The sequence below is a fragment of the Sulfuriflexus sp. genome, assembly GCF_032250955.1.
Taxonomy (GTDB): domain Bacteria; phylum Pseudomonadota; class Gammaproteobacteria; order AKS1; family AKS1; genus Sulfuriflexus.
The window spans coordinates 25,553-38,859 of the sequence record NZ_JAVVES010000013.1 but is presented as its reverse complement, the minus strand read 5'-3'; the positions used below and the strand labels follow the sequence as shown (position 1 = coordinate 38,859).

General features: G+C 55.0%; 16 protein-coding genes. 4 read left to right on the top strand and 12 right to left on the bottom strand.

Annotated features, from left to right (window positions below; translation table 11 throughout):
• Positions 1–151 precede the first annotated feature (151 nt).
• Positions 152–832, top strand: coding sequence for an OmpW family protein (locus tag RQ738_RS03760; protein WP_314162112.1), 681 nt, complete (start codon positions 152–154; stop codon positions 830–832).
• A gap of 551 nt (positions 833–1,383) precedes the next feature.
• On the opposite strand, the gene dtd is transcribed toward RQ738_RS03760, so the two are convergent.
• From dtd to RQ738_RS03730, 6 genes are all read right to left on the bottom strand, one after another.
• Positions 1,384–1,830: a D-aminoacyl-tRNA deacylase gene (gene dtd, locus RQ738_RS03755; protein WP_314162111.1), complete on the bottom strand. Its 447-nt coding sequence runs from the start codon at positions 1,828–1,830 to the stop codon at positions 1,384–1,386.
• The gene (gene pip, locus RQ738_RS03750; protein WP_314162110.1) at positions 1,827–2,783 is read right to left on the bottom strand and encodes a prolyl aminopeptidase; all 957 of its coding nucleotides are present in this window, start codon (positions 2,781–2,783) and stop codon (positions 1,827–1,829) included. The genes dtd and pip overlap by 4 nt, the downstream gene beginning before the upstream one ends.
• Before the next feature lie 4 nt (positions 2,784–2,787).
• Positions 2,788–3,345 (bottom strand): hypothetical protein, encoded by a 558-nt coding sequence (locus RQ738_RS03745; protein ID WP_314162108.1) that lies wholly within the window; start codon positions 3,343–3,345, stop codon positions 2,788–2,790.
• 370 nt (positions 3,346–3,715) lie between these two features.
• Positions 3,716–5,101, bottom strand: coding sequence for an HDOD domain-containing protein (locus tag RQ738_RS03740; protein WP_314162107.1), 1,386 nt, complete (start codon positions 5,099–5,101; stop codon positions 3,716–3,718).
• Between the two features lie 136 nt (positions 5,102–5,237).
• Positions 5,238–6,383 (bottom strand): phosphatidylserine/phosphatidylglycerophosphate/cardiolipin synthase family protein, encoded by a 1,146-nt coding sequence (locus RQ738_RS03735; RefSeq protein WP_314162106.1) that lies wholly within the window; start codon positions 6,381–6,383, stop codon positions 5,238–5,240.
• 23 nt (positions 6,384–6,406) lie between these two features.
• The gene (locus RQ738_RS03730) at positions 6,407–6,604 is read right to left on the bottom strand and encodes a hypothetical protein (protein ID WP_314162105.1); all 198 of its coding nucleotides are present in this window, start codon (positions 6,602–6,604) and stop codon (positions 6,407–6,409) included.
• Positions 6,605–6,673: 69 nt separating this feature from the next.
• Here RQ738_RS03730 and RQ738_RS03725 point away from each other — a divergent pair, with 69 nt between their 5' ends.
• Together RQ738_RS03725 and RQ738_RS03720 are read left to right on the top strand one after the other, a co-directional pair.
• Positions 6,674–7,498: a DUF2797 domain-containing protein gene (locus RQ738_RS03725; protein WP_314162104.1), complete on the top strand. Its 825-nt coding sequence runs from the start codon at positions 6,674–6,676 to the stop codon at positions 7,496–7,498.
• Between the two features lie 59 nt (positions 7,499–7,557).
• Entirely contained in the window at positions 7,558–7,908 is a 351-nt protein-coding gene (locus tag RQ738_RS03720; protein ID WP_314162102.1) for a PilZ domain-containing protein, read from the top strand.
• 19 nt (positions 7,909–7,927) lie between these two features.
• On the opposite strand, the gene RQ738_RS03715 is transcribed toward RQ738_RS03720, so the two are convergent.
• The 5 genes from RQ738_RS03715 to RQ738_RS03695 form a co-directional block, all read right to left on the bottom strand.
• A complete protein-coding gene (locus tag RQ738_RS03715) occupies positions 7,928–8,650 on the bottom strand; it encodes a hypothetical protein (protein WP_314162100.1) in 723 nt (240 codons plus the stop codon).
• A 77-nt stretch (positions 8,651–8,727) separates the two neighbouring features.
• Positions 8,728–9,510 (bottom strand): Hpt domain-containing protein, encoded by a 783-nt coding sequence (locus RQ738_RS03710; RefSeq protein ID WP_314162098.1) that lies wholly within the window; start codon positions 9,508–9,510, stop codon positions 8,728–8,730.
• A gap of 153 nt (positions 9,511–9,663) precedes the next feature.
• Positions 9,664–10,218 (bottom strand): 2OG-Fe(II) oxygenase, encoded by a 555-nt coding sequence (locus RQ738_RS03705; RefSeq protein WP_314162096.1) that lies wholly within the window; start codon positions 10,216–10,218, stop codon positions 9,664–9,666.
• A gap of 3 nt (positions 10,219–10,221) precedes the next feature.
• A complete protein-coding gene (locus RQ738_RS03700) occupies positions 10,222–10,422 on the bottom strand; it encodes a DUF2788 domain-containing protein (RefSeq protein WP_314162095.1) in 201 nt (66 codons plus the stop codon).
• 90 nt (positions 10,423–10,512) lie between these two features.
• Positions 10,513–11,574, bottom strand: coding sequence for a GGDEF domain-containing protein (locus RQ738_RS03695; protein WP_314162094.1), 1,062 nt, complete (start codon positions 11,572–11,574; stop codon positions 10,513–10,515).
• Positions 11,575–11,707: 133 nt separating this feature from the next.
• Here RQ738_RS03695 and RQ738_RS03690 point away from each other — a divergent pair, with 133 nt between their 5' ends.
• Positions 11,708–12,208: a TlpA disulfide reductase family protein gene (locus RQ738_RS03690; protein WP_314162093.1), complete on the top strand. Its 501-nt coding sequence runs from the start codon at positions 11,708–11,710 to the stop codon at positions 12,206–12,208.
• A 212-nt stretch (positions 12,209–12,420) separates the two neighbouring features.
• Here the strand turns inward: RQ738_RS03690 and RQ738_RS03685 are convergent, their stop codons facing one another.
• Positions 12,421–13,179, bottom strand: coding sequence for a c-type cytochrome (locus RQ738_RS03685; protein ID WP_314162092.1), 759 nt, complete (start codon positions 13,177–13,179; stop codon positions 12,421–12,423).
• Positions 13,180–13,307: the final 128 nt, after the last annotated feature.

Genomic DNA, 13,307 nt, shown 5'->3' with positions numbered 1-13,307 from the left:
TTCTTTAGCACTTTTCAGAATCATACCTGATTTTTTCTCACAAATAGTCATAAAAACGTATTTTCTTGACCATTGTCAAAGCGCAGAATCTGCCATCCGGTACATTAGCAACTACTTATTTAATACTTTATTTACGAATGGAGAATAACCGATGAAGACTCCCATAAAGCGCCTCCTGCCCGCTGCAATCGCCCTCGCCATGGGCATAACGGCCATGCCGGCCGCCGCCTATGAGGCCGGTGACTGGGTTGTCCGGGGCCGCCTGATCACCATTAACCCGGATGAAAGCAGTAGCGCTGTCTCTGTTAATGGTGCACCGATTGCCGGATCCGGCGTCTCGGTGAATAACGATGCTGTGCCGGAACTCGATTTTACCTATATGCTAAGCCGCAATTGGGGTCTGGAACTTATCCTGGGCACCTCACAACACGATGTGAAGGGCGAGGGTACTGCACCAATAGGTGGCCTGGGCAATATCATTGATACCAACGTTCTGCCACCGACCCTGACCTTGCAGTACCACTTCTTGCCCAGCAGCAATATCCGTCCCTATGCCGGGCTAGGTATCAATTACACGCACTTCTATGATGAAGACGTGAAGGGTGGCCTGGATACGGCCGGCGCCAAGGTTGACCTCGATGACTCCTGGGGTCTGGCTGCTCAGGCCGGTATCGATGTCGACATCAACAAGGACTGGTTCGTCAACTTCGATGTGAAGTACATTGATATCAGCACCGAGGCCAATTTCAAGAACACCACCGTCGGCACGGTTTCAGTCGACGTCGATATCGACCCCTGGGTCTTCGGCATCGGTGTCGGTACCACGTTCTAATCGTAAGCTGAGTCTGTAAACTCAAGGCCGGGCAAATGCCCGGCCTTTTTTATTGATGAATGCTGGCTCACAGAATCCCTTCGGGCTTACACCATAGAACCCTTTCAGGGTTCATTATGGATACCTCACCCATTTCCAATGGGTCGAGGCAATTATGAGTACCCCAACCTTCTTCCCGAAGGTTCAGGGCAATTGATGATTGATGATCGGACACTGCTGTCCCGTTAATTCCCTCTCCCTTCGGGAGAGGGTTAGGGTGAGGGGATTTAGATTCGATAACACATTGTTTTATTTACTCCCTCATCCTGGCCTTCTCCCGGAGGGAGAAGGGATAACACCGGTTAGAAGGGGATGAAATTTCATGTGTTCATGCGCATCAGTTAACCTGTTTACCTTATTTATCCGAAGCTTACCGCTTGTCAGGCTTATGTTAACGGGACAGCAGTGATGATCGGAATAAGCATCGAACATGAACTCAAGTCTTGTGCTATTCGGAATTTACATTATCTCTATTGCTCAAATAACCTTGGTGCAAAAACATTCATCAATCATCAATCACCCTTCACCTGTAACCAGAATGTCACCGGGCCGTCATTCGTCAGGCTCACCTGCATGTCGGCACCGAACTGGCCACTGGCCACATCGGCATGCAGGTCCCTGGCCTTGTTCACAAGATACTCAAACAAACGCTTGCCCTCATCAGGCGGGGCCGCCGAGGAGAAGCTCGGTCGCGCGCCCTTGCGGGTATCAGCAGCGAGGGTGAACTGGGGCACGAGGAGCAGGCCGCCCCCGGTATCACGCAGACTCAGGTTCATCTTGTCGTCATTATCGGCAAACACCCGGTAGCCGAGCAGGCGTTCAAGCAAGCGGTTCGCCTGGACCTCGGTATCGCCCTTTTCCACGCCGACCAGCACCAGCAGACCCGGGCCTGTTTCGCCGATATTCTGCCCGGCAACGTCAACCCCGGCCTTGCTGACCCGTTGCAATAAACCGATCATGCCGCACCCAGTTTTCTGGCCATATCACGCGTGGCGCTGACCAGCGCGTCGATGATCCCCGGTTCGGAGGCGGCATGCCCGGCATCGTGGATAATGTGCAGATCGGCCTGGGGCCAGGCTGCATGCAGGGCCAGGGCATTATCCACCGTGCAGACCACATCATACCGACCATGCACAATAACGCCGGGAATGTCTTTTAACTTGCTGGCATCCCGCAGGATCTGGTCAGGTTCGAGGAAACTTTCGTGCATGAAGTAGTGGCATTCGATGCGCGCCATGGCCAGGGCAAAATGCGGGTCACCGAACGTCTGCTCGCTCTCCTTGCAGGGCAACAGGCTGATGGTTCGCCCCTCCCAGAGCGACCAGGCACGTGCCGCGGCCAGCCTCAGCGCCTCGTCCGTACCAGTCAGCAAGCGATAGTAAGCGCTCACCATATCGCCGCGCTCGGCCTCCGGCACCGGTGCCAGATACTGTTCCCAGTACTCAGGGAAGATACGGCCGGCGCCATGCTGGTAGAACCAGTGGATATCCTCGGGCCGGCAGAGAAAAATACCGCGCAGGATCAGGCCCAGCACCCTCGCGGGGTGGGTCTGCGCATAGACCAGCCCCAGTGTCGAACCCCACGAGCCGCCAAACACCACCCAGCCATCGATGCCCAACGCGATGCGGATGGCCTCGATGTCACTGACCAGTGCCGGGGTTGTATTCCCGCCCAGTTCAGCATGCGGGGTCGATTGCCCCGCGCCGCGCTGGTCAAAGAGAATGATTCGGTATACGGCAGGGTCAAAGAAACGGCGGTGATACGGCAGACAGCCAGCGCCGGGGCCGCCGTGCAGGAACAGCACCGGCAGGCCATCCGGGTTTCCACATTCCTCTATATAAAGTTCATGCGGGGCCTCGACAGCCAGGCTCCCTGTGCGGTAAGGCTCGAGAGCCGGATACAGTCCTCGCATAGGCTCAGGCAGCCTTACCCTTCCAGCCTGTGGCCGAGGCAATGCCTGCCAGTAACAGGCCGAGCAGGATCAGGATCGGACCGATGCCGGTACCGAGCACAGTGCCTGCCCAGGCCAGGTTAAAGACCACTGCCAGGTACAGGGCCCCGGAATGCAACAAGGTACCGAGGATAAACACGCTGCTGATCAACTGCTTGAAACGCACACCGACGGCCAGGAACATGAGCACGATACCGACGACAATATTCAGCATGGCCTCGAGGTTGCCGTGGGCATGGGGGCCACCCTTGATGGCGTTGTTCGGCAACTCGGCATTCAATTGCTTGTTCAGTGCCAGGAGCGCGGCGCTATTGGCCCTGGCGATTTCGGCCGCCGTCATGGGTTCAAGGGTCTCGGTGTTCTCGAAGCCGCTGTCGGCCGCCAGCTGCAAGGCACCCATCGACTGTTGCTTGTCCGCCTGTGCTTCATCGATAGCGGGCAGGTTGTTCACCATCACCGGGCCGAGCGCGGCGGTCAGTAACAGGTACAAAAAACCAAAAACAATGTTGTATTTGCCAGTCATGTTGCATCTCCTTGTGCTTGTGTTATCTGCATCGCTCTTTGATGAGCACATTTCCAGCGCATGCTAATGATAGTATCCGACGCCGGCATACCGCCAACCCTCAAACACCACCCAGAAGAGCGACGTTATTCCCCGATCCCTGCTGGCCGGGGTTTTTCTGTCCGTATTTTATACCACGAGTCTGGTTGTGCTGCCGGGAGAATTTCCTAGGAGGCTGTCGGGTTTAGGGGGATTGAAGCGAGGGAGTGGGAGAGTGAGCACAAATTTTACCGATTTTGAGGCGCATAGTTATTCTACGCAACGAAAAATCGGGGAAATTTGGGCCGCTCTCCCACTTCCGCAGCCAATTCATCCTAAATCCGACAGCCTCCTAGGCCGCCAGATGGTGAATCATCGCCTCGAGTGTGTCGCGACAACCCATGACATTTTTCAGGACCTGCTCCGCCGTGGCCGTGCTCAGGCAGAGTGTCTTGAGTACCTCGGCCGGGAGCTCATCTGTCACCTCGTCACCGATGCCTTGACTCTTGAGAAGGCGGTTTGCCAACAGCAGCAGCAAGACTTCATGGCGGTGCTGGCCAACATAATCTGCGTCATGGTGATGGCGGATGCCCCGAATAACCAGCTGGGGCAGGTCCCAGTGACGCATCAGATCCGCACCCAGTTCGGCATGCGTCATGCCATACAGCTTGCGTTCCAGCTGCCAGATGGCGATATCCGGCTGCCGGGCGAGCAGGCCCTCCAATTCCCGGTGTTCATTGGCAAAACAATGGTTCAGGATCAGAAAACCCACATTGTGCAGCAAGCCGGCAAGATACATGGAGCCCGGCCTTATCTTGAGGCGTGCCGGCATTTCCCGCGCCAGGCCCTCGGCCAATGACGCGCAATGCACGGCATGTTGCCAGACTTGGTTGCTACCAAGCGCACCCGTCCTTTTCCCCTGAAAGACCTTGCCAGCCGCCATGCCAAGGGCAATATTAATCGCCATATCCATGCCCAGAACGTTAAAGATTGCCTCGTCCAGGTTATCGATTTCGCCCGGAAAGGCAAACCAGGGCGAGCGCGCATAGTGCATGATCTGGCCGCTGATCGCCGGGTCTGTGGCAATCACCCGGGCGACATCCGCTGGCATCGACTCGGGGTCACGGCTGATGCGCAGCAGCTGCGAGGCAACATCCGGCATCGGCGGCAAATCCTTCAGGCCTTCGACCTGCTCCCGCATCCGGCGGGCGCGCGACTGCACCTTGCGGGTCTCCAGCGACTGGCCATCACGACTCAGGATCGGGCCTATCGGATTGTCTATGGTAAAGGTCAGCGGCGTGGCATCTTCCTGCAGGCACAGGAAATCTTTTTTCGCTATCTGCAACAGGCCCCGGCCACTGCCATCGGCAATATAGACCTTGTCACTGTTGGCAAATGTCGTATCGATAATGGTCGCAATGCCATACAGGGAGGCCAGTGGAGGGATCGAGCCGGTGTGTACAGCACCGAAGACCTCGGTATATTCCTCGGGCCAGGCCAGCTCAAGGTCACGCCCCAGGGCCGCCTTCAGTGCCACAAAGTCAATGCTCTTGCCAACCGGGAGGACCGCCAGAAGATAGCCCTTTGCATCCCGTAATAACGTCGCGCGGGCAAACTGATAGACAGGCACAAATAGCTGCTGGGCTACCTGTTCCAGGGTCAGTGCGGGTTGATGAGAAATACTCTCTGCGTGGATACCGCGTTGCTGCAGGAAGTCTCTGACGGCGATGGAACTCATTTACAAACCTTATAAATTACTTAATCTTGCATCTGTAAGCATCTATTATCACAGCGGTTATCAGTTTTCACAAGATAATATTGCCAATGCCGATCTATAACGGCCGGGAGACAGGCTTTTTCAAGGCTAAGGCGCATTAATGTCGCTGCAGTCGATCCAGGAGGTTGGCGATTTTCGACCAGAACCGCTGCCGCAGCCGCAGCCACAACGTCCGCTGTTGCCAATCCGAGAGGTTAATGACTTCGCTGTGGACAAAATCGAGCTCGAACTGCTCCCGGACCCGCCCGGCAAATTCAGCAGAAGGAATAACCAGGTTGGCCTCGATATTCCAGCGCATGGTAAAGCGATCGTAGTTACTTGAGCCCATACTGACCCAGTCGTCGCAAAGCATTATCTTGCTATGCAGGATCCGGGAACGGTATGCATATATGCGCACCCCGGCTTTGAGCAAGCGGGTATAGTGGCGCTGACTGGCCAGGCTGACGGCCGGGTGATCAGAACATCCCGGCAACAGCAAGCGCACATCAACACCGCGTTTTGCGGCGCGGACCAGTGCCCGGCGCAAGCGCCGCGAGGGAATAAAATACGGCGTCGACACCCACAGGTGCTGGCGAGTGCGACGAATGGCACGCTTGATACCCTGGTAAATGGCCTGGCCACTAAAGCCATAACTCGCGACCAGTTGCGCCGGTATCGTGCCGGCTACCGCCGGCGGGCGTCCCGGGGAGAGGGCCTTGCCCCCCAGCCAGCGCCACAGCCTGTCGAATAAATGCTGGCAGTCAACCAACACCGGGCCGCGAATCAACAACATGCTTTCCCGCCAGGCAGGCTTGCCGGCCTGGCTGATAAAGGCATCGGTAATACCGGCCCCGCCGGTAAAGCCACAAACATTGTCGACAAGCAGGAACTTGCGATGGTCACGGACGATATTTCGCTTCCAGTGCGAAAGCGGGAACCAGCGCGGGGGATTATAAAACCGCATTTCAATCCCGCCACCAACAATTTTCTCCCGATCCGGCTCCAGCAAGGCACGTGCCCCGAAGGCGTCGAGTAATACGCATACGCGGACACCGCGTTGCGCCGCACGCAGCATGGCCTGGATAAACCGGGTCGCCACCTCGCCTGACTCGAATAGATACATTTCCAGGCAAATGAGTTCTTCTGCGGCATCGATTGCCGCCAGCATCCGCGGCACAAACACATCACCATCGACCAGCAATTCAAAATGGTTGCCGTCCCGTAAGGGGCATTTTCTCACTTTCTTTGCCAGGCGAGCTGTCATGCTGGACGGTCCCCTGCGCTAAACTAGCTCTGCCGCGCCATGTAGATCAACAGCATGATAAACAGCACCATGGCCCCGATCGGCAGGAGAAACCCTGCCCAGTCCTTCTTCGCCTCTTTGCTACGCGCCCAGGTCGCCTTGATACCGGGACGGAATAAAAAAATCACGCCCACTGCCAGCACGCCGATCAAGAGTTTTTCCCAGAGTTCCGGTGCCTCCATGTATAATCTCCTGTAAACCTATCCTGTTAACCCGAATGGTCACCCATCATAACGAGGTCAGAGTCAACAATGAAGCTTGCTGGTCATCTGCGCAAGATGCGCGTCAGTCTGGAATCACCGGTTACCTACCAACTGCCCGTCGATGATCGACTCGAAACCCTCAATCCTTATATTGGTAAACACTTGCGAATCGAATCGGGCGGCGTCATCCACTGCACCGCCTGCGGCCGCAAGACCAGCAAGAGCTATAGCCAGGGCCACTGCTATCCCTGTTCACAAAGCCTCGCCTCCTGTGACCTGTGCATCATGAAACCGGAAACCTGTCATTACGATGCCGGCACCTGCCGTGAACCCGTGTGGGCCGAGCAAAACTGCATGCAGGATCACTATGTATACCTGGCCAATTCGTCAGGGATCAAGGTGGGCATTACCCGTGCACCACAGGTTCCCACGCGCTGGATTGATCAAGGAGCCAGCCAGGCACTGCCGATCTTCCGCGTCGACCATCGCTACCTGTCCGGCCTCGTTGAGGTGCTGTTGAAAGAACATGTTTCGGATCGCACCGACTGGCGGCGCATGCTCAAGGGTGCACCGGAACCAGTCGATCTCGAACAACAACGCGATGAACTATTCGCCGGCTCGCGTCAGGCACTGGCGGATCTGGCAAGCCGCTTCGGCGAGGGAGCGATCGAATTTCTTGAACATAATGACGTCGTCGATATTCATTACCCGGTAACGGCATACCCGGACAAGGTACGCTCACTGAACCTGGATAAGACCCCGCTCATTGAAGGTACGCTGCTCGGCATCAAGGGCCAGTACCTCATTCTCAATAGCGGGGTGCTGAATATTCGCAAATTTTCCGGCTATTACGTCGAGGTCGAACTTGGTTAGCAAAACCAGTGGCTAATTCCCGCACTTCGCCTAAGCTGTAAACGGGATAAGGAGAATCCATGACTGCACAGCCACCAGAAAAACAGCACGATAAGCGCCTGTTCCCGCGCATGGCCGCCGCGTGCCCGGTGCTTTACCGTACCCACGAACAGGAGCGCTGGTGCGTTGGCGTCTTACAGGATTTCTCCGCTACCGGCCTGCTCATGACCTGTGACCGCGACCTTGCCGCCGGCACCCCCATCAGCCTGCGTCTGGAGCGTGGCCGCAACCGCAACCTGCCCGCACTGAGTGGTTCAGGCATCATTGCGCGTAGCGACAAACTCTCCGCGACAAAATACCAGGTTGCCTGCAAGCTGACGCGGATCGATCCGCCAGCCAGACACGCTCCAGCAGCCGTTGATAACGGCTGATAATTATCAGCCGCCCGGACTAGTCAGCAGATAAGTGACTGGTATCGATATTGGCGACCGGCACGTCCTTGCTCTCGACCAGTTTAACCCCCGGCGCATCAAGTGACATGCTACTCGTATCAAACTCTGCCGCCGCTACGGCCACATGTTCAGCGAGTGTTATGCCGGCCTCGGCCATGTCCATCCCACTGGTATCAATGTTCGCCTCCGGCGCCGCCCGGGATTCAACGAGCTGGACCCCCGCCTCGGCCATATCCATGCCGGTAGTATCGATATTCGCCTCCGGCATCACCCTGGGTTCAACGAGCAGGATCCCTGCCTCGGCCATACCCATACCCGTAGTATCGATATTCGCCTCCGGTATCGCCCGCTGCTCGGCGAGTGCTGCACCCGCTTCGGCCAGGCTTACCGTTGCTTCCGCCTGGCGTTGTTCGCTTTCCTGTTGAGGGGCCGATGTCGTTTCGCCGCTCCCGGGATGATCGGCAGCGCTGCTTGCCGGTCGGGCCTGAGCCGCGTCTTCAATCACGCAGATCGCCCCGGCGCGCTGCATGGTGCTTTGATATTTCTCTGCCGTGAGCCGGTCAATGTGTTTTTTCAGAATCAGACGACGGCCGCAGAAGAGTTTTTCGACCCGCTCCGGGTCAAGCGTAAAGACACGCGCCACATTGCGCTTGACCATCTCCAGCTCGGCCCCTTCAATAATCTGCCCACTAAAAATGACCTGGTAGCTTCCCTCAGCCATAGGCGACTCCGTATTTATGCATGTCCTGTGAAAATAGTAGCCACTGGCCGGCGATTAAGCAATCTCGCGACAGGCTCCTAGTGTTGCTTCAGAGTCGCAATGATTTTTGCGGCCGTCTCCGAGAATGTCGTCAGCATATTGGCATTTTTCTGAATGACATAATCAGGATCGGTATCCCGGCCATAACGCCTGAACTCTTTCGAGGTCAGCAGCGCGGCGGGGATATTATGGTTTCCGGTCCGGGTTAAACGTAAGGCGCTGATGAGGGCGAAGCCGTTCAGATCGGGCAGTTCCATATTAGAAATAAGGAAATCAAACCTTTCATGCAGCAAACGCCCCATCGCCTCGTAGCCGTTGTCGGCGAAGGCCATGTTGACCGGATAATCTGCGAATGCCGTCAGGCACAATTGCTGTTGCAGACCCGGCGCAAAAACCAGCAGGCCCGAATATTGATGCTCATTGTCATGCCGGCGCATCTTTCCGAGGCTGGTCTCGATTTCGCTAAAGTCATGCACATCCTCAGCGACAAGGCCAATCGTCTTGCGTAACAGGTCAATGAAACCCAGCCATGCAGAGACAGTCCCGGCGTCCAGCGAAGATGCATCATCTTTAACCTTGACGATCTCGTCTTCAAAGGCATGACATACCGTCGAGATGATCTGCAGGCCGTGTGTGCCGGCGCTGCCCTTGACGCTGTGCACATGACGATAGAGCGTTGCAAAATTTTCCTCAAAGCCCTGAGCACTTTTCAGGTCGAGGATCAGGCCTTCAATCTCAGCCACTCGTGACGGCAGCTCGCCGAGAAATGCATTACGCAAGTCTGCCAGCACCTTGCTGACATCAATTGATGAAGTTGGCATTGATCGAGACATTTACTGATTCTAAAGCATTTTTTTGCGCGAACTCACGCGTTCGCCCAAAGCTGTTATCGACTGTAAGGTCGTTCGCTTTAGGATAAAATTGCCTGTCTCGCGGGGCTCATCCTGATTTGCGTATATTCCTGGCCAGGTTTGTCATGTGCTGTTCTTTTCTTCCGCCGCTGAGCGCAATGGCCCAAAGTTCATACCCACCGAGAGCCGGAACGACTGGCCAAGGTGCTCGCTGACCTCGTGCGGCATCGCCGGCGGAAAAAACACGCAACGGCCGGCTTTGGGCGCAAGCCTAAAGGGGCCATCGGCTGTATGCAGGATGAGGTCACCGCTATGCTCTGGTGCCGTGACGTAATACACCCCCGACAGGCATTCATCATAGTCATCGTGGTTATGCAGCGCCGTGACATGTCCCGGGTACATGGCGTTAAACCAGAAGCCGGCCTGTAGCGGGAACGTCAGCCCCAGGCACTGCCCGGCAACCTGGCAGGCCTGCATCAGCACCTCCGTCATGGCCGGGACCTGTTCTATCCCGGGATAGATATTCTCAAAACGGCCGTTGACGTGATGACTGCGCGTGATTGCTTCATCATGCTCAAGGGCAAGGAATTCGCGGAGGATTTGCCGGTTGAGCGCCGCCGCCCCGACCAGTTCATGGATAAACACGCCCGCAGGCAGGTCGATACAATGCCGCGTCATATGCTAGAGGTCCATCAACTCGACCAGTACCCACTTGACGATAAGCCCCACAAAACCCAGCCCCAGTGCGATAAACAGAATGATAAAGCCAAAGCGACCTGCTTTAGATTCGGAGCCAAGTTTATAGATGATATAGAGCATATATAGTATCAGGCCACCGATACCCAGTATCAGGGAATATTCTTCAAAAAGTTCAATGCTCATACTTTATGATCCTGGCCCGGGATTTGCCCGCCTGGCTGAGCGGCAAGTATAGCATATCAGTAACGACTTATATTCAGCAGGGCGTGCATATCAAGCGCCTACTGCAACCACACAATTGCGTCCGCCATGCTTGCCGGCATAAAGCATCTGATCCGCCTGCTTGATGCAACCATCGATATGCTGCGTCCCGTCAAATATTGCCACGCCAAAGGTCATGGTCACCTTGAATTCCTCACCGCCAAAGCGATAACGGGTTTCGGCAATGGTCTCGCGTATTTTCTCAATGGCCTTTACCCCGCCCTCGATCTCGGTTTCCGGCAGCATGATCAAAAACTCCTCGCCCCCCCAGCGAGCGATCACATCCTGCTTGCGCAGGCAGTTCTGCATCAGGCGCGAAACCTTCTGCAATACATAATCGCCACAGTCATGCCCGTGCAGATCATTAAAACTCTTGAAGTAGTCAATATCAGTGATCGCGATAATGAAAGGCTTTCTATCACGCTCAAAACGCAGGCGTTCGCGCTCCAGCATCTCGCGCATCTTGCGGCGGTTATACAGCCTGGTCAGGGCGTCCGTCGTCGCCAGGCGTTCCATGTCTTTTTCCGCGCGAATGGAGGCAATCCGGAAGAAATAACCGAGCATACCCAGTACCGCAAAATTCACGGCGATATTCATCACCTGCAAGGCATCAAGAATATCTGGATCAATGGCACCCACCTGGAAAGCGGCATAATGGGTATAGAGATAAAGACCAATGTAGGCAATGAATAGCAGCGTCGTCTCGAGTAAGATACTGCGCGTGCTTTGTTTATGATGAAAGAAAATTAAGGGTACCAGTGGCAGCAGGTAGTAATGGAAACCGCTTTGCCAGCCGAGAAAAAATACGGCCAGGAAGGCGTGCAAAATAATTTCGATCACCAGCAGAATGAATGCTTCACGGTGTCTGCCGTGCCGGTTGATAAAGAAGGCTAGCGCCCAGGCCGAGACACTGAAAATATTCAGAAATACTAACGGGGTAACTCCAAGCCAATAAAATAACGGGATAAACAGGCTATGCACAGCACAACCCAGGTAGGCAATGTAATTGATCACCAGAAATATACGATAATTATCACCGCGTACATTTGTGGCAGATAGTGTCTCTGCTTTCATCCAGTTATTCCGGTTTGTCCTCCGCTGTTGTTATTATAACATTAGCTAACCACAGGGGGGCCCGGCAAACTGAACCAATAAACATAAAGTCTGTCATAGTAAATATACTTAATTCAGCCAGCGAGATACCGATATGTCAGCGCAATTTTTCCCAGGCCTTGCAAAACTCTTCATGGCCGGTCTGTTACTTTTCGCCAGTGCCCTTGCCCAGGCCGGTGTCCTCACCGATTTTTCCGGTGCCCCCCGCAGCATCGATGACTACACCGGCAATGGCAAGTGGCTGGTAGTCATGTTCTGGGCCTCGGATTGTCATATCTGCGGCAAGGAGGCACCGGAATATGTAGCCTTCCATAACAAACATAAGGATGACAATGCCCATGTTCTCGGCGTCACTATTGATGGTCTTGCCAACAAGGCGGCCGCCCAGGTCTTTGTCGATGAGCACGCGCTCAATTTCCCCAATCTTATCGGTAACGCCGAGGATATCGGCGGCATGTATTATGAGTTAACCGGGGAGTTCTGGGTGGGTACGCCGACGTTCTTTATCTATGATCCAAGTGGCAAGTTACGGGCGGCACAGGCCGGTGCCGTGCCCGTCGAAATCCTCGAGAAATTTATTGCCGAGAACAGCTAGATATAGCTGATTGATGATTGATGATTGATGATTGATGATTGGTGATTGGTGATTGGTGATTGATGATTGATGATTGATGATTGGTGATTGGTGATTGGTGATTGGTGATTGGTGATTGGTGATTGGTGATTGGTATTCGTTCATCAATCATCATTCCGCAATCATCAATTATCCCCCCCCCCCCCTCTCGCACATCCGTGTGCTTCGGGACACTATTTCTCTGGCAAGGTCTGCATATAGGACAGCAGGTCGATCTGTTCCTGCAGGTCCAGCTTGCCCAGCATATGCGGCATCGGACTACCCATGACAAAGGCCCCCGGCTGGCCATTCCTTATCTTGTGCAGCGTTTCCCAGGGATTGCCATTCGCCTCCGTACCAATATAAACAGGCTTGTCATCGTCATTGAAGTTCCGCTTGCGGCCATCCCGGCCATGACAATCCTGGCAGTTTTGCCTATAGGAACGACGACCCGCCGCAGGCTGTCCGTTGGACCGTTTTGACACCTCATCAATGTAGTTCGACATAGGGACTTGCCCCTCCGAGACAAAGGCGGCAATACGTAACAGACCATATTCCAGCATGACTGCATCATAACCGTGCCGTTGATCTTTCAGCACACTGACAATATCTTCAAGCGGGCGTCCGGCAAAGGCGGTAATACCCTTTATTCCCGTGAAGTGACTGCCCTCGGCATAGGCGCCGGCGTTCCCCCGGTAATCCCAGCCATGACACTCCTTGCAACGCCAGGTGGTCGCGCCGCGCTGCTTGCCCGACAAGGGGTACGCCGGGTGAGTCGAGGTCGGTTTGCGCAAGTCATACTCTTCCCACCACTTGTCATACAGTCGCCCGCCCTCGGCAATCATCTCGGGGCCGGTAACTAGTATTTCGGCATTCGCCTGGCCCTGCATGGCCAGTAACAGTAAAAAACTGAAACGGGCCAGACGGCTTAGCAAAGAACGGCATATAACCATAAAACACCTCCTGTGTGATGTGCTCACCATGCTGGTTAAAAAAGGAACTAGCCCATCCTGTTTAACGCAAAATGACTGTGCTGGCAAGATGCTCTTCCGCATACACTTACTATATTCATGCTTGCGGA

What these genes read in the sequence shown, in the direction of transcription:
- RQ738_RS03760 (WP_314162112.1), top strand. Translation starts at nt 152, where the DNA reads ATGAAGACTCCCATAAAGCGCCTCCTGCCCGCTGCAATCGCCCTCGCC.
- dtd (WP_314162111.1), bottom strand. Translation starts at nt 1,830, where the DNA reads ATGATCGGTTTATTGCAACGGGTCAGCAAGGCCGGGGTTGACGTTGCC.
- pip (WP_314162110.1), bottom strand. Translation starts at nt 2,783, where the DNA reads ATGCGAGGACTGTATCCGGCTCTCGAGCCTTACCGCACAGGGAGCCTG.
- RQ738_RS03745 (WP_314162108.1), bottom strand. Translation starts at nt 3,345, where the DNA reads ATGACTGGCAAATACAACATTGTTTTTGGTTTTTTGTACCTGTTACTG.
- RQ738_RS03740 (WP_314162107.1), bottom strand. Translation starts at nt 5,101, where the DNA reads ATGAGTTCCATCGCCGTCAGAGACTTCCTGCAGCAACGCGGTATCCAC.
- RQ738_RS03735 (WP_314162106.1), bottom strand. Translation starts at nt 6,383, where the DNA reads ATGACAGCTCGCCTGGCAAAGAAAGTGAGAAAATGCCCCTTACGGGAC.
- RQ738_RS03730 (WP_314162105.1), bottom strand. Translation starts at nt 6,604, where the DNA reads ATGGAGGCACCGGAACTCTGGGAAAAACTCTTGATCGGCGTGCTGGCA.
- RQ738_RS03725 (WP_314162104.1), top strand. Translation starts at nt 6,674, where the DNA reads ATGAAGCTTGCTGGTCATCTGCGCAAGATGCGCGTCAGTCTGGAATCA.
- RQ738_RS03720 (WP_314162102.1), top strand. Translation starts at nt 7,558, where the DNA reads ATGACTGCACAGCCACCAGAAAAACAGCACGATAAGCGCCTGTTCCCG.
- RQ738_RS03715 (WP_314162100.1), bottom strand. Translation starts at nt 8,650, where the DNA reads ATGGCTGAGGGAAGCTACCAGGTCATTTTTAGTGGGCAGATTATTGAA.
- RQ738_RS03710 (WP_314162098.1), bottom strand. Translation starts at nt 9,510, where the DNA reads ATGCCAACTTCATCAATTGATGTCAGCAAGGTGCTGGCAGACTTGCGT.
- RQ738_RS03705 (WP_314162096.1), bottom strand. Translation starts at nt 10,218, where the DNA reads ATGACGCGGCATTGTATCGACCTGCCTGCGGGCGTGTTTATCCATGAA.
- RQ738_RS03700 (WP_314162095.1), bottom strand. Translation starts at nt 10,422, where the DNA reads ATGAGCATTGAACTTTTTGAAGAATATTCCCTGATACTGGGTATCGGT.
- RQ738_RS03695 (WP_314162094.1), bottom strand. Translation starts at nt 11,574, where the DNA reads ATGAAAGCAGAGACACTATCTGCCACAAATGTACGCGGTGATAATTAT.
- RQ738_RS03690 (WP_314162093.1), top strand. Translation starts at nt 11,708, where the DNA reads ATGTCAGCGCAATTTTTCCCAGGCCTTGCAAAACTCTTCATGGCCGGT.
- RQ738_RS03685 (WP_314162092.1), bottom strand. Translation starts at nt 13,179, where the DNA reads ATGGTTATATGCCGTTCTTTGCTAAGCCGTCTGGCCCGTTTCAGTTTT.